The organism is Vibrio superstes (assembly GCF_003569005.1).
GTDB lineage: Bacteria > Pseudomonadota > Gammaproteobacteria > Enterobacterales > Vibrionaceae > Vibrio > Vibrio superstes.
Genome location: NZ_BCUR01000004.1, coordinates 1,896,536 through 1,919,552, shown reverse-complemented (window position 1 = coordinate 1,919,552; position 23,017 = coordinate 1,896,536). Strand labels below are relative to the sequence as shown.

21 protein-coding genes and 1 tRNA gene are annotated in these 23,017 nt (G+C 45.2%); 17 read left to right on the top strand and 5 right to left on the bottom strand.

The window, feature by feature from the left end:
* Nucleotides 1-239: 239 nt before the first annotated feature.
* From cydA to nadA, 11 genes are all read left to right on the top strand, one after another.
* Nucleotides 240-1,829, top strand: coding sequence for a cytochrome ubiquinol oxidase subunit I (gene cydA, locus D5I41_RS16775; RefSeq protein ID WP_119010789.1), 1,590 nt, complete (start codon nt 240-242; stop codon nt 1,827-1,829).
* A gap of 15 nt (nt 1,830-1,844) precedes the next feature.
* Nucleotides 1,845-2,981, top strand: coding sequence for a cytochrome d ubiquinol oxidase subunit II (cydB, locus tag D5I41_RS16770; RefSeq protein ID WP_119010788.1), 1,137 nt, complete (start codon nt 1,845-1,847; stop codon nt 2,979-2,981).
* A gap of 13 nt (nt 2,982-2,994) precedes the next feature.
* On the top strand, nt 2,995-3,105 hold the full coding sequence (gene cydX, locus D5I41_RS16765; RefSeq protein WP_017032438.1) for a cytochrome bd-I oxidase subunit CydX: 111 nt from the start codon (nt 2,995-2,997) through the stop codon (nt 3,103-3,105).
* A gap of 302 nt (nt 3,106-3,407) precedes the next feature.
* A complete protein-coding gene (gene ybgC, locus D5I41_RS16760; protein ID WP_119010787.1) occupies nt 3,408-3,818 on the top strand; it encodes a tol-pal system-associated acyl-CoA thioesterase in 411 nt (136 codons plus the stop codon).
* 1 nt (nt 3,819) lies between these two features.
* Nucleotides 3,820-4,503 carry a protein TolQ gene (gene tolQ, locus D5I41_RS16755; RefSeq protein WP_119010786.1) on the top strand — a complete coding sequence of 228 codons (684 nt, stop codon included), beginning with the start codon at nt 3,820-3,822 and terminating at the stop codon, nt 4,501-4,503.
* Nucleotides 4,504-4,506: 3 nt separating this feature from the next.
* Nucleotides 4,507-4,950 (top strand): ExbD/TolR family protein, encoded by a 444-nt coding sequence (locus tag D5I41_RS16750; RefSeq protein ID WP_017243395.1) that lies wholly within the window; start codon nt 4,507-4,509, stop codon nt 4,948-4,950.
* Between the two features lie 13 nt (nt 4,951-4,963).
* The gene (gene tolA / locus D5I41_RS16745; protein ID WP_119010785.1) at nt 4,964-5,995 is read left to right on the top strand and encodes a cell envelope integrity protein TolA; all 1,032 of its coding nucleotides are present in this window, start codon (nt 4,964-4,966) and stop codon (nt 5,993-5,995) included.
* A gap of 13 nt (nt 5,996-6,008) precedes the next feature.
* Nucleotides 6,009-7,358 (top strand): Tol-Pal system beta propeller repeat protein TolB, encoded by a 1,350-nt coding sequence (gene tolB / locus D5I41_RS16740; protein WP_119010784.1) that lies wholly within the window; start codon nt 6,009-6,011, stop codon nt 7,356-7,358.
* A gap of 35 nt (nt 7,359-7,393) precedes the next feature.
* On the top strand, nt 7,394-7,942 hold the full coding sequence (gene pal / locus D5I41_RS16735; RefSeq protein WP_017027635.1) for a peptidoglycan-associated lipoprotein Pal: 549 nt from the start codon (nt 7,394-7,396) through the stop codon (nt 7,940-7,942).
* A 15-nt stretch (nt 7,943-7,957) separates the two neighbouring features.
* Entirely contained in the window at nt 7,958-8,737 is a 780-nt protein-coding gene (gene ybgF / locus D5I41_RS16730) for a tol-pal system protein YbgF (RefSeq protein ID WP_119010783.1), read from the top strand.
* A 116-nt stretch (nt 8,738-8,853) separates the two neighbouring features.
* The gene (nadA, locus tag D5I41_RS16725; protein WP_119010782.1) at nt 8,854-9,915 is read left to right on the top strand and encodes a quinolinate synthase NadA; all 1,062 of its coding nucleotides are present in this window, start codon (nt 8,854-8,856) and stop codon (nt 9,913-9,915) included.
* An 80-nt stretch (nt 9,916-9,995) separates the two neighbouring features.
* On the opposite strand, the gene D5I41_RS16720 is transcribed toward nadA, so the two are convergent.
* Nucleotides 9,996-10,565 carry a UPF0149 family protein gene (locus tag D5I41_RS16720; protein WP_119010781.1) on the bottom strand — a complete coding sequence of 190 codons (570 nt, stop codon included), beginning with the start codon at nt 10,563-10,565 and terminating at the stop codon, nt 9,996-9,998.
* A 218-nt stretch (nt 10,566-10,783) separates the two neighbouring features.
* Here D5I41_RS16720 and D5I41_RS16715 point away from each other — a divergent pair.
* Nucleotides 10,784-10,871, top strand: a tRNA-Ser gene (locus tag D5I41_RS16715).
* Between the two features lie 343 nt (nt 10,872-11,214).
* On the opposite strand, the gene D5I41_RS16710 is transcribed toward D5I41_RS16715, so the two are convergent.
* From D5I41_RS16710 to D5I41_RS16695, 4 genes are all read right to left on the bottom strand, one after another.
* A complete protein-coding gene (locus D5I41_RS16710) occupies nt 11,215-12,648 on the bottom strand; it encodes an MltF family protein (RefSeq protein WP_119010780.1) in 1,434 nt (477 codons plus the stop codon).
* A 192-nt stretch (nt 12,649-12,840) separates the two neighbouring features.
* Nucleotides 12,841-13,758, bottom strand: a complete 918-nt coding sequence (locus tag D5I41_RS16705) for a LysR family transcriptional regulator (RefSeq protein WP_119010779.1) — start codon at nt 13,756-13,758, stop codon at nt 12,841-12,843.
* 70 nt (nt 13,759-13,828) lie between these two features.
* Nucleotides 13,829-14,359, bottom strand: a complete 531-nt coding sequence (locus D5I41_RS16700; protein ID WP_119010778.1) for a DUF3332 family protein — start codon at nt 14,357-14,359, stop codon at nt 13,829-13,831.
* 492 nt (nt 14,360-14,851) lie between these two features.
* Entirely contained in the window at nt 14,852-15,457 is a 606-nt protein-coding gene (locus D5I41_RS16695; protein WP_119010777.1) for a short chain dehydrogenase, read from the bottom strand.
* A 148-nt stretch (nt 15,458-15,605) separates the two neighbouring features.
* On the opposite strand from D5I41_RS16695, the gene D5I41_RS16690 reads away from it, so the two are divergent.
* The 5 genes from D5I41_RS16690 (at nt 15,606) to hpaC (ending at nt 22,903) form a co-directional block, all read left to right on the top strand.
* Entirely contained in the window at nt 15,606-16,490 is an 885-nt protein-coding gene (locus D5I41_RS16690; RefSeq protein WP_119011536.1) for a LysR family transcriptional regulator, read from the top strand.
* Nucleotides 16,491-16,906: 416 nt separating this feature from the next.
* On the top strand, nt 16,907-18,703 hold the full coding sequence (locus D5I41_RS16680) for an ABC transporter ATP-binding protein (RefSeq protein WP_119010776.1): 1,797 nt from the start codon (nt 16,907-16,909) through the stop codon (nt 18,701-18,703).
* Nucleotides 18,696-20,573: an ABC transporter ATP-binding protein gene (locus D5I41_RS16675; protein WP_235868937.1), complete on the top strand. Its 1,878-nt coding sequence runs from the start codon at nt 18,696-18,698 to the stop codon at nt 20,571-20,573. The genes D5I41_RS16680 and D5I41_RS16675 overlap by 8 nt, the downstream gene beginning before the upstream one ends.
* A 28-nt stretch (nt 20,574-20,601) precedes the next feature.
* Entirely contained in the window at nt 20,602-22,077 is a 1,476-nt protein-coding gene (locus D5I41_RS16670; RefSeq protein WP_119010775.1) for a glutathione synthase, read from the top strand.
* Nucleotides 22,078-22,396: 319 nt separating this feature from the next.
* Nucleotides 22,397-22,903 (top strand): 4-hydroxyphenylacetate 3-monooxygenase, reductase component, encoded by a 507-nt coding sequence (gene hpaC, locus D5I41_RS16665; protein WP_119010774.1) that lies wholly within the window; start codon nt 22,397-22,399, stop codon nt 22,901-22,903.
* Nucleotides 22,904-23,017: the final 114 nt, after the last annotated feature.

Below are 23,017 nucleotides of genomic sequence, written 5' to 3'. Positions count from 1 at the left end.
CCCATCTCAATTCATTATTCTTGATTCAAATCAAGGAAACTTTCTGAAATAAAGCCTTTGAAACCAACAAACTAAACCGATAATATAGCCCACAGATATATTAGAGGATGCTTAACAACTGTTTAACTGTTAGTTTTCAGGGAATTAATGTTTGATACAGTTATTTAACAGCTCCTGTTAATTTTTAACTTTGCGCTTTAGGTTGAACCAGTGTCTAGGAAGACACCCAAGGAGTTCTTATGATAGATGTCGTTGATCTGTCGCGATTACAATTCGCGTTGACAGCAATGTACCACTTCCTGTTTGTACCATTAACTTTAGGTCTTGCTTTCTTGCTTGCGATTATGGAATCCGTTTACGTGATGACAGGCAAGCAGATTTATAAAGATATGACCAAGTTCTGGGGTAAGTTATTCGGTATTAACTTTGCTCTAGGTGTAGCTACAGGCCTTACCATGGAGTTCCAGTTCGGAACAAACTGGTCTTACTATTCTCACTATGTAGGCGATATCTTTGGTGCTCCTCTTGCCATTGAAGCCTTGGTAGCCTTCTTCTTAGAATCCACGTTTGTTGGTTTATTCTTCTTTGGTTGGGACAGACTGTCTAAGCGTCAACACTTGGCGGTAACTTGGCTAGTTGCATTGGGCTCAAACTTCTCTGCACTGTGGATCCTTATCGCAAACGGCTGGATGCAACACCCTGTGGGCGCTGAGTTCAACTTTGAAACCATGCGAATGGAGATGGTCAGCTTCTCTGAAGTGGTGTTTAACCCAGTTGCTCAGGTGAAATTCGTTCACACCGTAGCATCAGGTTATACCACTGGCGCAATGTTCGTTCTTGGTATCAGTTCCTACTACCTACTGAAGGGACGAGATGTTGCTTTTGCTCGCCGTTCATTTGCTATTGCCGCTTCTTTCGGTATGGCAGCGATTCTATCTGTAATCGTTCTTGGCGATGAGTCAGGCTATGAGCTTGGTGACGTACAGAAAGTAAAGCTTGCGGCTATTGAAGCTGAATGGCATACCGAGCCAGCACCAGCAGCCTTCACTGCATTTGGTATTCCAAATCAAGAGACAATGGAAACTGACTACGCGATTAAGATCCCTTATGTCATGGGCATCATCGCAACACGTTCAGTTGATAAGCAAGTGACAGGCCTTCGCGACCTTCGTGAAGAGCACGTCGATCGTATCCGTAACGGTATGTACGCTTATGACCTTCTTGAAAAGCTGCGCGCAGGCGACAAGTCTGACGCCAATGTGGCAGCCTTTGATGAGGTGAAAGACGACCTTGGTTATGGCTTGCTGCTTAAGCGTTACACCGACAACGTAGTAGACGCTACAGAGACACAAATCCAAGCGGCAGCTGATGATTCAATCCCTACGGTTTGGCCTCTATTCTGGTCTTTCCGCATCATGGTTGCGTGTGGTTTCATCATGCTATTTGTCTTTGGTATGGCGTTCTACCAGACCTGTCGTCAGAAGATTGAACAAAAACCTTGGTTACTTAAAGCTGCATTGTTCAGCATGCCACTTCCGTGGATTGCGATTGAAGCAGGTTGGTTTGTAGCCGAGTTTGGTCGTCAGCCATGGGCGGTGGGTGAGATCCTGCCAGTACACGTCGCTGCATCGGCACTGACCCTTGGTCAGCTATGGGCATCACTAGCCGCTATTCTGGCACTTTACACTGTGTTCTTGATTGCAGAAGTTTATCTAATGGTGAAGTTTGCGCGTAAGGGACCGAGTAGCCTGAAAACAGGTCGCTACCATTTTGAACAAGACAACGACGATGAAGCGAAAGCGAAGATCGGTCGTCAAGTTGAAGCATAATAAGGGAGTGTCATTATGTTTGATTACGAAGTTTTAAGATTTATATGGTGGGTGCTGATCGGCGTGTTATTCGTCGGGTTTGCGGTCACTGACGGCTTTGATATGGGCGTATGTGCGGTTGTACCTATCCTTGGTAAAACTGACACAGAACGTCGTGTAATGATTAACTCTATTGCTCCCCACTGGGATGGCAACCAAGTTTGGTTAATTACAGCAGGTGGTGCTCTATTTGCTGCATGGCCTCTAGTGTACGCAACGTCATTCTCTGGTTTTTATTTCGCGATGATCGTAACCCTAGCTGCATTGTGGCTTCGTCCAATTGGTTTGGATTACCGTTCTAAAATAGAAGAGCCAAAATGGCGTAAGACTTGGGATATCTGTATCTCTATCAGTGGCTTTGTGCCACCGGTTATCTTCGGTGTCGCCTTCGGTAACCTGTTACAGGGTGTACCGTTCCAGCTGAACGAGTTCATGATGTCTAGCTACCACGGCAGCTTCTTCGGGCTACTGAATCCATTTGCACTGCTATGTGGTCTAGTAAGTCTGTCGATGATACTGCTACAAGGCGCAACCTGGCTGCAGATGAAAACCACATCGGACATTCATGCCCGTGCTCGTAATCTCGCTCAAATTGCGGGTATTGCTACAGCAGTGCTGTTTGTTCTTGGTGGTTTCTGGGTTCAAGGCATGGACGGCTATGTGATTACAAGTCAAATGGATCACAATGGCGCATCGAATCCTCTTGCGAAAGATGTCGTAGTAGAAGCAGGTGCTTGGATGAAGAACTTTGCTGAGTACCCTGCGTTTTGGTTAGCGCCCGCACTAGGCGTGGCGATGCCATTGCTTGCACTACTTGCGTCACGCGCTGAGAAGGGTGGTTTTGCATTCTTGTTCTCAAGCTTGGGCAATGCTGGCGTAATCTTTACTGCAGGTCTTGCGATGTTCCCGTTCGTTATGCCATCAAGCCTTAACCCGGCACACAGCTTAACGATGTGGGATTCAACCTCTAGTGAACTGACTCTTAATCTTATGACGGCAGTAGCCTTTGTTATGGTTCCAGTAATCCTAGCTTACACCAGTTGGACCTACTACAAGATGTTTGGTCGTCTAGATGACAAGTTCATCGAAGAAAACAAGAATTCACTTTATTAAGAAGGGACAAGATATGTGGTATTTCGCTTGGATTTTGGGTGTGTTGCTAGCTTGTGCTTTCGGCATCATCAATGCTCTGTGGCTAGAGCACACAGAAATGATGGATAAAGATAAGCAAGACTAAGCTTAACTGATATCCAAAAAGGCCAGAGTTGATATTCAGCTCTGGCCTTTTTATATAGATTTTCGATTTCGGATGTTGAAGTAAACAAACGTCATCCTGACAAAAGTTAGGACCTTAGCTCGCACGCAGCCCAGCCGATCACCAATCTTACCCCCCAAGAATGTTTCGAAATATTGCGACATTAGTCAAATTTTGGCCACTTAGCTCACGAAAGCCGTGCATCCATCAAAAAAAACGTGTTGCCTAAAAAATAAAAAGTTACATTGTGTATATTACAGGCAAAGAAATCAGGGACCTAGGGCATGTCGTCTATCGATAAAGCGCCGTTCACTTGGCCGATACGAATCTACTACGAAGATACGGATGCGGGTGGTATTGTTTATCACTCCAATTATTTGAAGTACTTCGAGCGCGCACGAACTGAAATGCTAAGAAGCATTGGCGTATCGCAAGAAGTGTTGTTGCAAGAGAATTTAGGTTTTGTGGTCCGACATATGGATATCGATTTTTTGCAAGGTGCGAAACTCGACCAAGAATTGACGGTCCAAACACATACTGCTCAATTAAAGCGCGTATCTCTCGATTTTTGTCAGGAGATAGTCAATCTAGAAGGCAGAGTATTGTGCAAAGCTATGGTTAAGGTAGCATGTATTAATACCGCCAATATGAGGCCTCAGGCCATACCCAGTTTCATGATCACGGAGTTATCGTAAAGTGTCCGCAGAAATCAATTTTATTGATCTTATCCTAGAAGCAAGCCTATTAGTTCAGCTGGTGATGCTCACTTTGGTTGGCATGTCGGTAGCCTCATGGGCAATGATTATCAGTCGCAGTAAGGTTATCTCCGAGGCTTATGCTCATACAGATCGTTTCGAAGATAAATTTTGGTCAGGCAAAGATCTTGGCAAGCTATACCAAGAAGTGAAAGCGCGTAAAGACCGCTTATCAGGTATAGAAGAAATCTTTTACTCAGGCTTTACCGAGTTTGCTCGTCTTCGCCGCACTAACGCTGGCTCACCAGACTTCATTATGGAAGGTACTGGAAGAGCGATGCGTGTATCAGTGGCAAGAGAAGTCGACAATCTAGAAACCAACCTGCCATTTTTGGCAACGGTAGGTTCTATCAGCCCATACATTGGCCTGTTTGGTACGGTATGGGGCATCATGCATGCGTTTATCGCACTAGGTCAGGTAAAGCAAGCTACGCTAGCTATGGTAGCCCCTGGTATTGCAGAGGCCTTGATTGCAACGGCTATGGGCCTATTTGCTGCGATTCCAGCGGTGATGTTCTACAACCGCCTTAGCAACCGCGTTGGTAAGCTTGAGCACTCATACGCCACCTTCTCTGAAGAGTTTCACGCTATCTTACACCGTCAAGCGATGAGCGAAAGGAACTAATCAATGGCGGGTTATCAACCTAAAAAACGCAAACTCACCGCAGAAATCAACGTAGTTCCCTACATTGATGTCATGCTGGTGTTGCTGATTATCTTTATGGTGACCTCGCCGTTTGTCACACAGGGCGTGGATGTTGAGCTGCCTAAAACGCACAGCGCAACACCTGCATCAGAACTTGCTGGAGACAGCGAAGCTAGCTTTATCATTATTGAGATCACAGCTGACGGTGAATTAGGCCTTAGTGTCAATGACGAAGAAGTACAACGTGGCATGAGCCTTGACGAGGTGATTGTTCGAGTCAAAGCAGAGCGCGCCATTTCACCTGACGCACCCGTAGCGGTGGGGGGTGACGCTTCAACGCCATACGCTGAAGTAGTTCTGGTTCTCGATGAATTGGGACAAGCAGGTATAGCCAAGGTTGGCTTGCTGACAGACATCAAGGGATAGATTCCAGTAAACGATGAAACAAGATAAAAAGTTCACCAGATCGCTCATCATTTCAGCAGCAGTACACTTGCTTCTGGTGATAGCTTTGATCTGGGGAACTAACTTCAATATGTCGAAGCCAGAACCTACACCCAATATGGTGGAGGCGGTGGTTATTGACCCCAATGCTATTCAAAAGCAGGCTCAGCAGATTCGCCAACAGCGTGAGGCTGCCTCAAAGGCTGAGCAAGAGCGTATTCGCAAACTGAAAGAGCAAAGCAAGCAACTTGAGAAGAATCGAAAGGCTGAAGAAGAGCGCATTCGTCGTCTAGCCCAAGAGAAAGCAGAATCAGAGAAAAAAACACGTGAAGCTGAAAAGCAGCGTCAGTTAAAAGAGAAACAACGCAAGGAAGAAGAGCAGCGCACTAAGGTTGCCGAAGCTGAGCGTAAGAAAAAAGAACAAGCCACCAAAAAGGCAGAAGCAGAGCGTTTAGCTAAGCTGAAAGCCGCTGAAGAAGCGAGCAAGAAAGCGGCGAAGGCAGAGGCGGACAGGGTAGCTAAAGAGAAGGCAGCCAAAGAAGCTACTGAAAAAGCACGCAAAGCGGAACAAGAAAAGCTGGCTCAAGAGAAAGCCGCTAAAGAAGCCGCTGAGAAAGCCAAGAAAGAACAAGCTCGCCTGGCGCAACTTGAGCGTGAACGTAAAGAACAAGAAGCGGCACTGAGCGATATATTCTCTGGTCTTGAGGCGGAACAGCAAACGAATTCAACCGCTCGCAGTAGAGCCATAACCGATGAAGTCACCCGAATGGGTGAGATCTATAAGCAAATGATTCAACGAGAATTATTGCTAGATGACTCCTTTAGAGGAAAAGAGTGTCGAGTGAATTTGCGATTGCTCAACACAGGCTCTAACTTCATTGTAAGCGACCTAAGAACTCTGTCTGGAGATTCAGGACTTTGTCGCGCAGCACAAGTAGCAGTTTCAAAAGTAGGGAGTTTCCCACTGCCAAGCGACAAGGCTGCTATAGATAAATTGAAGAGCATTAACTTAACCGTTGCACCTTAAGAAGGAAAACCTGGTGATTAAACGATTATTTGTAAGTCTATTGATGATGTGCAGTATGGGGCTATCTGTTGCCCATGCCTCACTTGAGTTAGTTATTACAGAGGGCGTCAACTCTGCACGTCCAATTGGTATTGTGCCATTTAAATGGGACGGCCCGGGTAAACTGCCACACGATGTGTCTGCGGTTATTGCCTCGGATCTGCAGCGCAGTGGCAAGTTCAGCCCTGTTGCGACCAATCAAATGCCACAGACGCCTTATGAAGATAAGGATGTAAATTATTCGGCATGGACATCAATGGGTGTCGATGCGCTGTTAACCGGTACTATTACTGACGCGGGTGATGGCAAGTACAAGGTACAGTACAAGCTTATTGATGTAGTGCGCGGCGCATTAACAGATGGTCAGGCTAAATCGCTACAAGACGGTACCTTGGTACTGTCTAAAGACCATATCCTGTTCAACAAACAAGCGACTGTTCCTGGCCCTCGCTTACGCGAATACGCTCACCGTATCTCTGACCTAGTGTACGAGCAGTTAACTGGCGATCGCGGTGCATTCCTGACGCGTATTGCTTATGTTGTGGTTAACGATAAAGACAACTACCCGTACCAATTGCGTATTGCTGACTATGACGGCTACAACGAGCGCCTAGTATTGCGTTCTAAGCAACCACTAATGTCTCCAGCATGGTCACCAGACGGAAGAGAGCTTGCTTATGTAAGCTTCCAAAATGGCCAAGCTGAAATTTTCTTAATGAACATCTACACGGGCAAGCGCGAGAAACTTACCTCGTTCCCTCGTCACAATGGTGCACCTCGATTCTCTCCTGATGGGAAGTCAATCGCACTGGTATTGTCAAAGACCGGTGCACTTCAGGTTTACACCATGGACTTGAAATCACGTAAGTTGAAGCAGATAACTCGTGGTAGATCAAATAATACAGAACCATTTTGGCATCCAGATGGTCAATCTCTTATATTCACCTCTGATAGAGGTGGTAAGCCTCAGATTTATCAAGTAAATTTAGATAACGGGGCATCGAAGAGATTGACTTGGCAGGGTAGCCAAAATTTGGGAGGCCAGATTACTCCTGATGGACGTTTCATGATTATGGTGAATCAGTCTTCTTCAGGTTTCAATTTGGCAAAACAGGATTTGGAGACCGGAGCCGTTCAAGTGTTAACAAAAACACTACTCGACGAGTCTCCGAGCATAGCTCCAAATGGAGGAATGGTGATATACAGCTCAATGTATAATAAAAACAATGTGCTATCGATGGTTTCAATTGATGGACGGTTTAAAGCCAGACTACCAGCAACCAATGGGCGTGTAAGAGCACCCGCCTGGTCACCGTTTTTGTAACGACGTTACTTTTTATACAATAAGGAAAACTTAACATGCAACTTAACAAGGTTTTTAAAGGGCTGCTAATCGCACTACCTGTTCTAGCTGTTACAGCTTGTAGTTCTACTGATGAAGCAACTGACGCTTCTGATGCACAAACTACTAACCAAGAAGCTCAAGCGAACGCAACTGAAACTACAGACACAACTGTTGTTTCTCCAATGACTGAAGAAGAGAAGCTAGCTGAAGAGCGTGAAATGGCTGAGAAAGCACTACGCGAAAACACTACACTTTACTTCCCATACGATAACTCTACTATCAGCTCTGAGTACGAAGAGATGCTATCTGCACACGCTCTTTTCCTAAGCGAAAACCCAGACGTTAAAGTAACTATCGAAGGTCACGCTGATGAGCGCGGTACTCCTGAGTACAACATCGCACTAGGCGAGCGTCGTGCTAACGCAGTTTCTAATTACCTTCAAGCATCAGGCGTTCAAGCAGACCAACTTTCTATCGTAAGCTACGGTGAAGAGAAGCCTCTAGAGCTTGGTCAATCTGAAGAAGCGTACGCGAAAAACCGTCGTGCGGTTCTAGTTTACTAATCTTAGGAAGTAAACATGATCAGTAACTACAAGCGAGCAGTTGCGCTTACGTTACTAGCAAGTGCGGCGAGTGTTTCATTCGCCGCACCGGCTCCCGTTTCTGATCTCAACTCTAGCAGTGCGTCGACATCTAAGTCGTCATCTAGCGCTAAAGAAACCGAGACAGAGCGTTTGGAGCGTCTGCTACGAAACAGCAACCGAGTACAAGCCAACTTACAGCAGCAAGTAGACGAGATGTCACTTGATATGAGTGAGTTGCGTGGTGAATTAGAACGTAACAACCACGAAATGCGCCAGCTTATCGATAGACAGCGAGAGTTGTTTATAGAGTTAGACAAAGTTCGTTCTGAACTTGCCAAAACCAAACAAGCCCCAGCACAATCTGCCGAGTCAGCCCCAGCCGGTAAATACTCTTCAAACCAAGACGAACAAAAAGCGTATCAAAGCGCCGTTGACCTGATCTTGAAGAATAAAGACTATGACGCAGCGACCGTTGCATTGGAGCAGTTTAAGAAAGATTTCCCTGAATCAGTGTATTCGCCTAACGCGAACTACTGGTTAGGACAACTCTACTTTTCGAAGAAGAAAGACGTAGATTCAGCGAAAGCATTTGCTGCTGTCGTTGCCTATAAAGACTCTAACAAACGTGCCGATGCATTGGTTAAGTTAGGGGATATTGCTACCAGAAATAACAGCACTAGTGCAGCGAAAAAATACTATCAGCAAGCGGTTGATGAATACCCGAATACCTCCTCGGCTAATTCGGCTAAGAAGAAACTGTCTAACTTGAAATAACCTCAATTAATAATCTTTAAGCTCAGCATTTATTTGCTGAGCTTTTTTGCTTTTGGCAAGCACACTCAAAGCAGTGTACAATGCCCGAAGTTAAAGGAAGTTGCCCGAGCATTGCAATGAGCCAAATATTAGAAACAGCACCAACAATTTATCCATTTCCTCCTAAGCCAGTACCTCTGAACGAAGATCAGAAGCAGGCGTACAAGGAGAGCATTAAGACCCTTCTTCGACAGAAAGATGCGGTATTGATTGCCCATTACTACACCGATCCTGAGATCCAAGCCCTGGCAGAAGAAACCGGCGGCTTTGTCGGCGATTCTCTAGAGATGGCCAAGTTTGGTAACCGTCATTCAGCAAAAACATTGATCATTGCAGGCGTGCGCTTTATGGGTGAGTCAGCGAAGATCCTGACCCCAGAAAAGACCATCTTAATGCCAACACTAGAAGCAGAATGTTCTCTAGACTTAGGTTGCCCAGAAGACGCATTCTCTAAGTTCTGTGATGAGCACCCTGATCATACAGTAGTTGTGTACGCTAACACTTCTGCGGCGGTTAAAGCGCGCGCTGACTGGGTGGTAACATCAAGTATTGCATTAGAGATCGTTGAGCACCTAGACGCTGAAGGCACGCCAATTATTTGGGGCCCAGACCGTCACCTTGGTTCTTACATTGCCAACCAAACCGGCGCAGAGATGCTGCTGTGGAATGGTGAATGTGTTGTCCACGATGAGTTCTCAGCAAAAGCACTAAGAGACATGAAGGCAGTCTATTCAGAGGCTGCTATTTTGGTGCACCCAGAGTCTCCAGCAAGCGTTGTAGAGTTAGCCGATGCCGTTGGTTCAACTAGCCAGCTGATCAAAGCCGCAAAAGAGCTACCTAACAAGCAGCTGATTGTGGCCACAGACAAAGGTATCTTCTTTAAGATGCAACAGCTGGTGCCAGAGAAAGAGCTTATCGAAGCACCAACAGCAGGTGCAGGCGCAACATGCCGCAGCTGTGCCCATTGTCCTTGGATGGCAATGAATGGTCTTAAAGCGGTTGAATCAGCACTAAAAGAGGGTGGTGCAGAGCACGAGATATTCGTAGACGAAGCCGTGCGTGTGAAATCTCTTATTCCGTTAAATCGTATGCTAGATTTCGCAGAGCAGTTAAACATCAAGGTCAAAGGCAACGCCTAACCACAATGTGGCACCTACAAAAAAGCTCGGCAAATGCCGAGCTTTTTTATTTCTGACAGCTAATAGCTTGCCGCTAATCTTTACTGCGCTTCCGCCAAACTAGCACCGCGCTGAGTCAATCCGCACAGCATTGCAGGCATAGCATTAAAGATCTCAACGAACTGATCAAGACCATTCACGCCTTCCTCAGAAAGCGTCGCCAATGAGGTCTCAGGATCATAAAGCATGCTGATAGACAGAAGAACACCGCCCAGAAGTGCGTTGTCTTGACTATCTTGAGGCATTAGAGTCTGCCAGTCGTCTTGCGCAAGCTGCCAACCCTGCAATAGACCCTCGCAGAACTCTTTCGTGGCTTCGGTAACAATCTCAGAGTCACTTAGGTCACATTCGATAGGCCATTGCCAGCTGCCTTCAAACAAGGCAGGGCGCGCCGCATTCCACGCGTTGATGACAGCCTCTAAATAAGACTCTAATTGTTCTCCATCCGTGAACGGAGCGCTCTCTTCACCACCCCACAGGTACGCAATCCATTCTGCTGGATCAAGCACGTTCGGTGCAGCCGCCATTGCAGTAATAAATCCAAGGGTTTGATGATAAGGAAGAAGACGATCTTCCAGCTCAGGTTGAGCAATAATTTGTGCTAAATCCAAAATGGCTATCCGTAAAAAAGGTTTTGCCTAGTGTAGCAAGCCTTTAAATCCAACTGCACTGCTAAATTACCCTAAATGCCTCAATTTTCATCGAACTACACAATAATTGTCCAAACAACCGCAAACTAGGCAAAAAGCCCTGATTTCTACTTGACCAATTGCCGACAAATCATTAAATTAGCGCCTCGTTGACTGACACAGTTAACGCAATCAAATTCGGTGAGTTGTCCGAGTGGCTGAAGGAGCACGCCTGGAAAGTGTGTAAGGGGCAACCCTTCGAGAGTTCGAATCTCTCACTCACCGCCACATTATAGAAAAAAGACGTCCTAGGGCGTCTTTTTTCGTTTCTAATCAATATCTTATTCTTCAATCACGCCTACATAAGTCGGTAGAGTTTGGAATTGAATGTATAGATAACTGTTTAGCTTAATCATTCCGTTCGGCAACGATATACAGTTTCAAGTAATTTTTAATTATCTATCATCAATGTACTTCCTGTTTTGTCTAGTTCCCTTGAAGTAAGAAAACCCGTTATTTCAGCGCTTTAGAGTGACGGTTTGTATAAAATTAGATCACTCTCTTTGTATTCATTGTTTCTATACAGTAGCGGGGTGCAATCGAATGCGGAAACGCGGTTGTGTTTGTTTCGCTAGTAAGCAAAATAAGGTGAAAGTGCTTTTATGTTTAATGCCATGGTACTTTCACTGTATTGCGCTTCTCTTTCATGTTGAAAAGCGTCTAGTCGTTTGTAAATAGTAAAGTAGCGCTTGATGTTTGCGACGTAGGTGACGGGTTCATTACTGATATTGGCTTTCGCGACAATCTCTACGTTGTTGAACCATTTATTGTGGTTGTAGCCTAGCTCCTTTGCAATGGCCCTCATGCGACGGATTTTAGCGGGGCCTGCATTATAAGCCGCTAGGCTAAAGTACACCTTATTTTCCTTTGATATCTCTGGCTTATCGAAGTAACGGTCATGTATAAACCTAAGATACTTAGCTCCAGCATGGATGTTATTTTCTAAGTCATAAACGTTGTTGATATCAACGTACCAATCTAATGCTGTTTTAGGCATCACTTGCATGATGCCCACCGCACCTCGATGAGAGACTCTGGAATGATCGAGAGTGGACTCTTGGAAGGCTTGGGCCAGTAAAATCATCCAATCAATATCATACATGTCACCATATAGACCAAAGATCACTTTTAGTTGTGCGCGCTCTTCGTTTTTCGCTGCGTCAGATGCTCGGCTCATCCACTTAGTGCGTTTTAAGTAGCGATTATCAATGATATTACCAAGCAGAGTACCTTGTTTTGATGATGCTAAGTAATCGTTGATTTCCTTGTTCAAGAGAGGGCTATTTTTTCTGATCGCCCAGGCTACTTCTCCCTTATTACGGAGGGTTATGTCCTCGTGGATTTGTATTTTATCGCTTAATTGAGTCCATAGTTTGAGTTTATGACTATCTACTATTGTCGCGGAGATTTCATTCGACTCGAGCAAAGCTAATAGGTCTAAATCTTGCAAATCATCACCAACTAATTGAATCTCTATTGGTTTATGGCCAGTACTCGTTAATTCTTCATTTAATTGAAGTACGCTATCTAAATGACTTGATGCAACTTTGACCCATACTTTTTTTCCTGCGAGTTGTTCAATTTCTGTTAAGGCAGGAGCCGATGCGGAAGTAACCAAATACTCGACAATATCTTGACGAAGAGGCTGGGTGAAATCGATTTTTTGGAGACGTTTTTCCGTGATCGTTAAGTTTGCGATGCCAATATCGCCAAACCCTTGTTCGACTTTTTCGATGATGTCTGAGCGATCTACTGGAAAAACAATAACCCGTAGCAAGGGATGACTTTCTTTGAGGGCATCCTCAAAGTGTTGGATGTGTTCCGCAGCAATCCCTTTGGGTCGTCCATTTTCCATATGATAGAAACCCAGATCGGGCGAGACCAATATTCGGATTACTCCCTTGCTGTGTAATGCATCAAAATCACCGACGTAAGTGTTTGCTCTCGAGGTTGGGAGTTCAAGCGCATACGCGAATGATGTAATACACAACACGAGTGCATTCATACTCAAAAATACCAGTAATTTAAATGGGTTAGACACGTACAAAGTACCTCTGTTGTTTAACGATCGTTAATGCTTGGCCTTTGTCATAAACAAAGCGCGGCAAGGTGAGATAAAAAGCGGGCGCAAAGTACTCTGCTATGAAGGCTTCATAGCAATACAATTACCGGCTTTGAGATTTAGAATGGATGTTGGTCAGGTGACGGAATTTTTCTTCCAGTCAGTTAACGTGTGATAAAGCCACTTGATGGAATCAGATCCCCGTTGCTCTGAGGGATAGATTAACCAATAACTAATAGACTCAACGGGCCCAGGGAAGGGTAAGGTTTTAATAGGAAGTATGTTTGCTTGTTGCATGGCAAATCGTTTGGGGCATAGACACAGGGCTTCTGAACGAGCCACCAATGACAACATGGATGTTAACGAGCTTTGCGTTGATAAAATTTTGCGTTTAATTGGTTCTTGGTTGTAGAACATCTCAAACAGCGATGCATTTCGAAACTGGTAGTTCAGAATGATATGAGACTCATTCGAGTACTGCTCTTTAGTAATGCTATCGTTTATTCGGGGATGGTCTTTAGCTAAGACAACAACCATTTCATCTTCGAATAAGAAATCATTACATACGTTTACATCAGTGATCTGGAATATATCGATGAGTGCATCCGCATTGTGAAGCTTTAGCGTCTCATAACTATCGCTACTTCGATAAAATATATCCACCCATTCGATGTTGTATCGCGTGAGGTCATTATTAATCTTTTCTGAATCCGCTATATGGTCATAAATCAGCGTTTCAGGTGCGTGTACGATAAGCGTTTTCTCATTGGCTCGATGACCACTGTAGATGCACTCTTCAATGATCGTATCAAACTGAGATACCAGCGGCGATACCTGTTCAATGAGTTGCTGAGCGTGAATAGTGGGTGTAATCCCTCTGCCTTGGCGTATAAAAAGCGGTAAGCAAAGTTCAGTTGATAGTTTTTTAATTGATTGGCTCACAGAGGCAGGTGTTACACCTAGGGCTTCAGAAGCGCGACTGACGGAGCGGTGTTGATATACAGCAACAAAAATTCGAAACAGATTTAAATCAATATTGTGATCGCGCGACATAATGTGGTCATCTTTAGTAAATTAGCTGATAACCTTCCTTGGTTATATTATTAACTATAGGTATTCATTTCTACGAAGCAGAAAATTCTTTTTCCAATGCGTTCAGTGTTGTCTCAGAAACTAATTGGTCCTCGATGTAATACAGAATCGAATCGCCGTCTTGAACCGCTGTCACCTTTGACGTTCCCCCATCGCTTAATACCACTTCCATTTCAATAGTGTTCTCGTCCAGATAGCGAATGGTGCCATGATTTGGTTCGACCTTGGTTAAGGGATCGATCGGTGCGTCGTGGAGGCTAGAGTCGATTTTGTCATTAATCTCAATATAAGTTTTAAGCTTGGTATCAAAAATATGATTTTTCCCGTTGATCGGGTTGGTACCAGACCAAAATTCGATGGAGTTCACCACAAATACATCGGCTAACCATGTGAAACCGTACACGGGAGATAACAGAAAGTTCACACCCGCTCGAGCGTAGCGATTGTCTACCACCTTAACGTTGAAACCCATCAGCTTTTCTGTCACCGCGTTACTACCCACACAACCACTTAAGGCGAGAGATGATGCTATGAGTAGCGCGAGTTTAATTTTGATATTCATAATTTTCCTATTTGTTGGTCCGCAATCTTTGTCACCTTCGTGATCACAAGCTGGGCGAAGAAAAGCATTTAAAACACAGCTGAACCAGAAGGGAGCCGGAGTCTATCGGCGTGAAGAATGGTGATAAATTGGAATGAATTAATGAACAGTTAACGAGAGATTAATCATTGGGGGTTATAGGTTTTATCTTATTAAATCATAAAGTTAGGGTAGAGCGCCCTAAAGCCCTGAAATATCTTGAAACATTTTGACACCGGATTTACGAATTAAAATAGATTGTCATGAGTCCCAGTTAAACCGTCACAAAATCAATCTCTCTAGGGTTGAATGAAAAGTAACCATCAGAGATATAGGTCATAAAGGAGCGATTAGTATCTATGGCTTAGCCTTGAGTTAATCTACTGGGTAAGCCCTGACTGAAATTGGTCAGGGCTTTTTGCATTTAGGGTGACGGCCTATCCAAGCATCTCTGCGTTGATTTCAACAAGCGAGTTAAGCGTCTACGAAAATAACCTCTCCAGTGATGAAGCCATCAACCGAACGCTCAAATGCCTTGCCGACCAGTTTGCTCGATACCGGTTCAAAGCCTGGCATCATTTCACCGTATACCTCCCATGCCTCTGCAAGCACGGTTGGGTTAATGACATTGATTCTGGTGTTTCTTGGCATCTCAAAAGCCACGCATTTTACAAAGGTATCGATGGCACCGCTAGTGGTTGCATCGGCAATAGCAAAAGGGATAGGTTTCACATTGAGTATGCCACTGATAAGGGTGAATGAACCTCCGTCAGCAATGTATTTTTGACCAATACGGACTAGGTTGATCTGCCCCATCATCTTACTCATGACGGTTGTCATCCACTGTGCCTCGGTCATATCCTCGAATGTTGCATATTCACAAAGCCCTACGGTATTTACCACAGCGTCAAAGTGGCCGACGGATTGATAGAGCGCTTCGATGGATTCCTCGCTGGTAATATCCACCAAGTGGTCAACATTGCCAGAGCGTCCTGCAGTGATGACTTTGTGATTACCTAGGCCTGTTAATGCAGCTTGACCCATCTTGCCGTTTGCACCAATTAAAATTACTGTTTTCATTTCTTCTATTCTCTACTCTCTGATTTGATGGTGGTACTTTACGAGATAGTCAAAACCAGAGGAAACAAAGTAATTCTGTACGTGATACAAGAAATTTTGGTTATATGTTAGGGTGGCTGATGGTTTTGGATGACAAGTAGATGTGCGAGTGAATAAATTAGATCGATTGGATATCAAGCAGCTTAGAGTATTCCAAGCCTTGATACGTGAGGAAAACGCATCGCGAGCCGCCAGTCAGCTCGGTTTGACCCAGCAAGCCGTGAGTGAGCATTTAAAGAAACTCAGGGATGTATTTGATGACCGATTATTTGTGCGCAAGACCAATGGCTTTGTGCCCACTCCATTTGCCGAAAACTTATCCATTGGGGTGGATAAACTGCTGATAGATTTTAACTCCCTGATCTCGGCTTCTAGCTTTGTGCCAAATAAAGTGAAAGGCACGTTTGTGATTTCGGCGACGGACTATGCTCAGCAGATCATTTTGCCTAAATTGATCTCCAAAATTAGAGAGCTAGCCCCTGAACTCAAGCTGATAGTGAGGGACTTTGAGATTGATACGCTTCATGAATTGATGGAGAGCGGCAGGGTTAACCTAGCTATCGCTTTTCCTGACTATATCCCAAGCAGCTACCGCACGCTAAAGCTGTTTGAAGAGCATCATTTGTGTGTGACTTCCCCCAACTCTTCGATAGCAAATAAAGCACCATCTTTGGCTGAGGTTGCCCATTACCCTACGATTATTGCCTCTCCCTCTAGGCCAAATTTTAAGGGCTCGATTGATGAATGGTTTGCACAGTTTGGATTGAAACGTAACGTCGTGGTGTCTGCGCCGTGTTTTTCCATCGTCCCTATGTACCTGGATACCACAGATTCCATCGCTTTCTTGCCTTCCAGGGCTGTAGAAAGCCTAAACTTGGTGAATATACCCCTTGAACAATCACCGGATGGTTTTGATGTGATTGCCGCTTGGCACCCAAGATACAATGACGACTTACTACAAAAGTGGGTTATTTCATTGTTAGACATTGAGTAGTCTAATCATGAAGAGGCTTCAGTTCGCTAAAATGGGCACCACCAACCATTTATAGTGATTCCATCAGTCATACATCAATTCTTTGGCCTTCTTGCTATCAAACTTTCTTAGGAATTTTCGAGCTTGATAACGCATAGGTATGATTTTAAGTATCTGTTCAAACACTGTGATGGCATATACCCAAAAGATAGAGGCGTTCAGTACTAGCACTACGAAGGCGCACAAGGGTAGTGCAATTATCTTTCTATGATTTTTTTCAAAAAACTTTCGTCTTTTTCCCAGCTTGTACGTCTTATATAGGTGACTCGTCTTATTGTGGTTTAAACCACTGAATCTCAAGGAGCGAAACCCTAGTCTTTGCGCTATGATTCCGCCTAATTTTTAGAAAAACAAGCTCAAGAGCGAACTGTGTATTTATGAACATTCTTTGGAAACTAAAGGACTACCTCAAAAGGTTTGGTCGCCAATACTTGATAGCCTTCGTGGCGTTGCAGGTTGTTGCGCTGATCAACCTTGTGCCTTCATGGTTAATTGGTCGTATCGTAGATGGCATCAGCGAGGGGACTCTAGATTCTCAAGCGCTAATTCTTCATGTTAGCGGAATCATAGTCGCTGGCGTGGCAATGTACGGCTTACGTTTTGTATGGCAAAGCAAGCTGTATGGCGCGTCTATCGCGATTACACGTGTGCTTCGTAGTGAACTATTTCAGAAGTTTTCACAGTTATCACCGGCATTTTATGCTCGCCGTAGTACTGGTGATCTTATGGCGCATGCCACCAATGACCTTAATGCAGTGGAAGAGACAATGGGCATGGGCATCATGACCTTGGTGGATTCTTTGATTGCGGGTTTTACGGTAATTTTGGGCATGATCTTTGTGGTGAGTGGGCAGTTGACGGCAGTGGCATTACTGCCGTTCCCGTTGTTGGTTCTGATTACCCGTCGATATGGTATAAAACTGCACAAGGCATTTGGTCAGGCGCAATCGGCGTTTTCAGATTTAACCGAAGAGACTCGAGAAACGGTATCGGGCATTCGCGCGGTACGCTCTCACGGTATAGCCGATCGCCAGCAGAAATTATTTACAGACAGCCTCGAAAAAACGGTCGATGCAAACCTATCCGTTGCTAAAGTGGATGCGGCATTCAGTCCTACCATTCAATTGGTTTATGGGCTTTCGTTTGTCATTTCCCTTGGATATGGTGCCTGGTTGATAGAGCAAGGCAGCATAACTGTGGGCTTGTTTACGACCTTCACTCTTTATCTTGGGCAATTGCTTGGCCCATTCTTGCAGTTTGGTTGGCAGTTTAATGTGTTTCAACGTGGCAGCACCTCATGGCGTCGTCTAGAAGGGTTGTTTGCTGAAAACATTGAGGTTGTTGAGGGTGACAAGGCCTTACCCCGCAATGCAGACTCAAGTATGCAATTTAATGTTGAGTCATTCACTTATCAAAACAGCAACCGCAAGGCGGTAGATAAGGTGAAGTTTGATCTGCCTGCCGGTGGCTTGGTTGGTATCACAGGGCCAACGGGTAGCGGTAAGAGTACCTTGTTGCACTTAGCACTTAGGCAGTTTGAGCTTGAACCATCATCCAGTATTCACTTAGCTGGGTTTTCTACCGATAGCCTGACCTTTGAATCACTCAGACGCAAGATGGCCTGGGTTCCTCAAAAACCGCATCTGTTTTCAGGCACCATTACAGAGAACATCGCCTTGGCCAAGCCAGAAGCCACAGATCAAGAGATTGAGCATGTCGCTGAAATGGCGGGAATCAAAGATGAGATCCTTGCTATGCCTGACGGGTTTGATACCGAGCTTCGCGAGGGAGGAACGAATCTATCTGGAGGCCAAAGACAGCGCGTCACTCTGGCAAGAGCGCTGCTTTCTGGCGCAGATATCCTTCTTTTAGATGACCCCTTCAGTGCATTGGACATGAAAACTGAGGTGCGTGTTCGCCAAAATATAAGAGCTCACTATTCACACAAAACCATACTGCTAGTGACGCAGCGTTTGACCAACTTAATCGAGGCAGACCATATCTTGGTATTAAACGAAGGGCAGGTGGAAGAACGAGGCTCACATCATCAATTGGTTGCCCATCAAGGTTGGTATTCCACTGTGTATCAGCGCCAAAGCCAATTAGGGAAGTCAGTAACGGGCGAAAAAAGCACTGAAAATGAAACCAGTGCTAAGGGGACTGATCATGAGTAAGTCTCAAGCAGAAAGTCAATTGAACAAAGAGTCACAGAAGCCTGAACCAATGAAAAATGATGCGCTGTATCGTCGCTTGTTTGCTTTTTCACTCCCTCACAAGGCGCGTTTCGCTTTTGCCTTCTTGATGCTGGCTCTAGCGGTTGCCGCAGAGATGACCATTCCGTGGCTCGCGAAGATCATACTCGATGAGGTGATCGTGCCACAACAGTTTGAGTGGCAACAACTGTTGATGTTTACCGGGTTAGTATTTCTTTTTTACATACTCGCTGCCGTGTTTGGTTACCTGCAAGCGGTGACCTTTAAACACAGTGCATTGCTGGTGGTTAAGGACGTACGAGAGCAGTTATTTCGTCACGTATTGAATTTCCCCATTGCGACCTTTGATCGATTGGCCACTGGGAAATTGGTTTCTTACATTACCAATGATACCGAAGCACTGCGTAACATGTATGTATCGACGATCCCAACCGTGATCCAAGGTGCACTGCGCATTACCGCCATCTTCATTGCCATCGCTTTGTTGGATTGGCACTTGATGCTACTGAGCCTGGTTTTGATTCCTGTCCTTTTATTGACGATGCACTTGTATCGTAAGATCTCTATGTCGGTGTTTGATGGCATCCGAGTTCAAGTCAGCAACATTAACGGGCAGATCAACGAGTCTTTACAAGGGATGGCGTTAATCCAAGCGTTTCGCCAAGAGAAGGCCTTCCAAGCGAAGTTTGAGAAAGATAACGACAGCTGGTTCAAGTTTAGGACTAAGTCGATAGCTATTGATAGCCTGATGTTGTTGCCGTTAACGCGCCTTATCTCAACCTTAACCGCCGCCGGTATTGTGGCATGGTTTGCTGGTGCATCCATGTCAACCATTGTCGAGATTGGTACCCTGTATGCGTTCTTGAATTACATCGAACGCTTCTTTGACCCATTCCGTCAGCTATCGATGGAGCTGCATAAACTGCAAGTTGCCACGGTGGCATCCAAACGTGTTTTTGAATTATTGGATGATGAATCAGAAGCACACCATCACGCCAAGCCAGACGTGAAAATCGATGCGGCTCATGACATTGAGTTTCGTAATGTCACCATGGGATACGAGGCAGATAAACCTGTACTTAAAGACGTTAGCTTTACCGCTAAAGGCGGCCAATTTACGGCAGTAGTGGGGCATACCGGCAGTGGTAAAAGCTCGGTGATCAACTTGTTGATGCGTTTTTACCAGCAACAACACGGAGAGATTCTTGTTGGCGGGCAGCCTATTCAGAGCTTGCCTGAATCGCAACTAAGAAAACTGTTTGGCTTGGTGTCTCAAGACCCCACCATATTTAGCGGCAGTATCGTTGACAATATAGCTCTTAGTGATGACGAGTCCTCAACTCCGTTACAAAGCCAAGAAGCTAGACGAGATAAAGCTATACGAGCAGCGGAGACGGTGAAAGCGGATCGCTTTGTTCATCGTCTCTCCGATGGATTCGATCACCAGCCGCGCAACGGTGGAGCATCACTGTCCGTGGGGGAAAGGCAATTGTTGGCCTTGGCGCGCGCTATTTCACACGACCCTAAGGTATTCCTGCTGGATGAGGCGACAGCAAATATTGACAGTGAATCAGAAGAAACGGTGAAACAAGCACTCGAAAGTATCCAAGATGGTCGCACTGTCATCACTGTGGCACATCGTCTATCGACGATCAAAAGCGCCGATCAGATCTTGGTGATGAACAAGGGTGAATTGGTTCAAAGTGGTACCCATCACCAGTTGATTGAACAGCCAGGTGACTATCGAGATTTATACCTTGCGCAAAAAGCGCAAGAAGAAGACGAACATCAGAACAGTACGCTGGGTTTAACGCCTGTTAGCGTTGCATGATTAAACGTATTAGGAAGAATTTAAGAGTATGAATAACAAGCAATTAGTATCTCAACAGGTTATTGAAGATGTCACTGAATGGGAAATCATGCACGGCGTTGCCTTTCGTCAAGAAGACAATACAGCCAGGCACGTGCCTTTTAGCATTGCACCAATGACAATGCAGCGTTCTGCATACCAGCATTTGTTATCTGTGACACCATTGATCGCAAAGCTCGTGAGTAATGTGTCTGAAGACCATGACTTTTTACAGGCATCGCTGAGCGATATGGCAAAAGCGGATCCCTTCTTTGGTCGTTTAATGGAGTTACATCAGCAGCCACATGGGGATGCGAGTCATCGCCAACAACCTGCCAGACAACCTTTGTTACTCATGCGCACCGACTTCATGGATGATCGTCAGCATGGCGCAAAAGTCATCGAATTCAATGGCATTGCAGCAGGAATGGGGCCATTTGGTCAACGAGCAGCTGAGCTACACCGCTATGTCGAGAATCAATGGGGCGAGGTTTATCGTAATTGGCTAGAAGATGAGACCGCGGTGCCAGCGGATAATCAGGGTATGGAACAGCTTGCACTGGGTATTGCCACCTCAGCGAAGAAAGTGAAAGCGCATTTTGCCGAGTTAGGAGACTGCGCGCTCGAACAAAAGCCAACCTTTTTGATGATCGTACAAAAAGATGAAGACAACGTTTATGATCAGCATCTGCTAGAGATTGCACTGCAAAATCTCGGGATTAAAACTGTGCGTCGCACCTTTGAGCAGCTGAGTGCACAGCTTTCAACCGGTGATAACCAGCGCCTGATCTTACAAGGCGTGGGCGCTATCGATACGGTTTATCTGCGCGCTGGCTATCAGTACACAGATTATTGGGCTCCGGATCTTAACGAAGACATCTGCTGTCAAACATTAAGCCAAACTCGCCTGTTCATAGAACAGCATTTTGTTGCTATGAATGCCACCATCAGTCAGCAGCTGGCAACCAGCAAGTCGATGCAGATGTTGCTCACCATGATGCCATCAGAAGAATATGCTCGTTGGGGTTTGTCCCTTGAAGAGGCGGCACTGGTTAAGAGTGTGCTTGCGGATATGAAGCCGGTATCAACACAGAACATCGAGTGGTTCAATGCCTCTGCTGATAAGGAACAATGGGTACTCAAGAACCAAGGCGAGGGTGGTGGACACTGCGTATTTGGTGAGGATATTAGCCAGACTCTAGCCCAGTTAAAACCAGAAGAGTACGATGCCTGGGCACTGATGCAACGCCTGTACCCTCATGAGCGCGATATGCCAACCATTGCTGTTCGTGACGGCAAGCAGTCTCTGGTAACGGACCTTGTCAGCGAGATTGGTTTGTTTACCGCTCATTACCAAGGTGAACCGGTAACAGAACAAAATGGCTATGCGGGTTACCTTATTCGGAGCAAGCCCGCGAGTGAAAATGAAGGTGGCATTCATAGTGGGCAAGGGATATTAGACTCACTGGTACTCATTGATGTTTAATTCCAACTAAAAGTATGACTACTATAAAGTCCATATTTATCAGGACTTTATAGTGTCTGGCACTATGATGGTGGGGTTCAAGACAGGCGAGCTATTAAAAAAAATTAGACCGACAGAATTGATTCAACGTACCAATCTAATGCTGTTTTAGGCATCACTTGCATGATGTCAAACGCACCCGATTGAGAGACTATGAAAAGTGCAAGCGATTGCGGTTTCTGTCTATGTTCGAGATCTGGGTTTTGAACCACAATAGAGACACATAACAAGGAGCGTTTATAAAAACGCCCAATTATTGTCATCTAACGAGGAATAAAACATGTCTCTACAACAAGAATTTCGTAATGCTATGTCTAAGTTGGCCGCGGCTGTAAACATTGTGACCACGGGAGGTGATGCGGGAACGGTGGGTATCACAGCAACTGCGGTATGTTCGGTAACAGACAGTCCTGCAACATTGTTAGTCTGTGTGAATCGAAACAGCGCTTCGAATGAGATATTCAAGAAAAATGGTCGTCTGTGCATCAACGTGTGTGCGAGCGAACAACAAGAAATGTCCAAGCACTTTGCGGGTATGACGGGGTTAGAGATGTCAGAGCGATTTAAGCTTCCTGGGTGGCACCTCAATGAACATCAAGTGCCAGTACTGCGAGGTGCATTGACCACTCTTGAAGGAAAAATCAGTGATACCACGGAAGTAGGTACCCACACAGTGTTCTTCTTGGAGGTTGAAGCCATTGCTACTCAAGACAAAGATGCATTGATGTACTTTGATCGACAGTTTATGGAACTTAAGGCAAACGTGAAGGTGAGCGAAGCCGCTTAATCAGTAATAATTTAGCATTACCGAAACAAGTCACCCGCGTAAAGCGGGTGTTTTGTTTTATGCCAATCACAATAATTGTTTGCATCAGAAGGTGTACAAGAAAGAGGCTTGAGA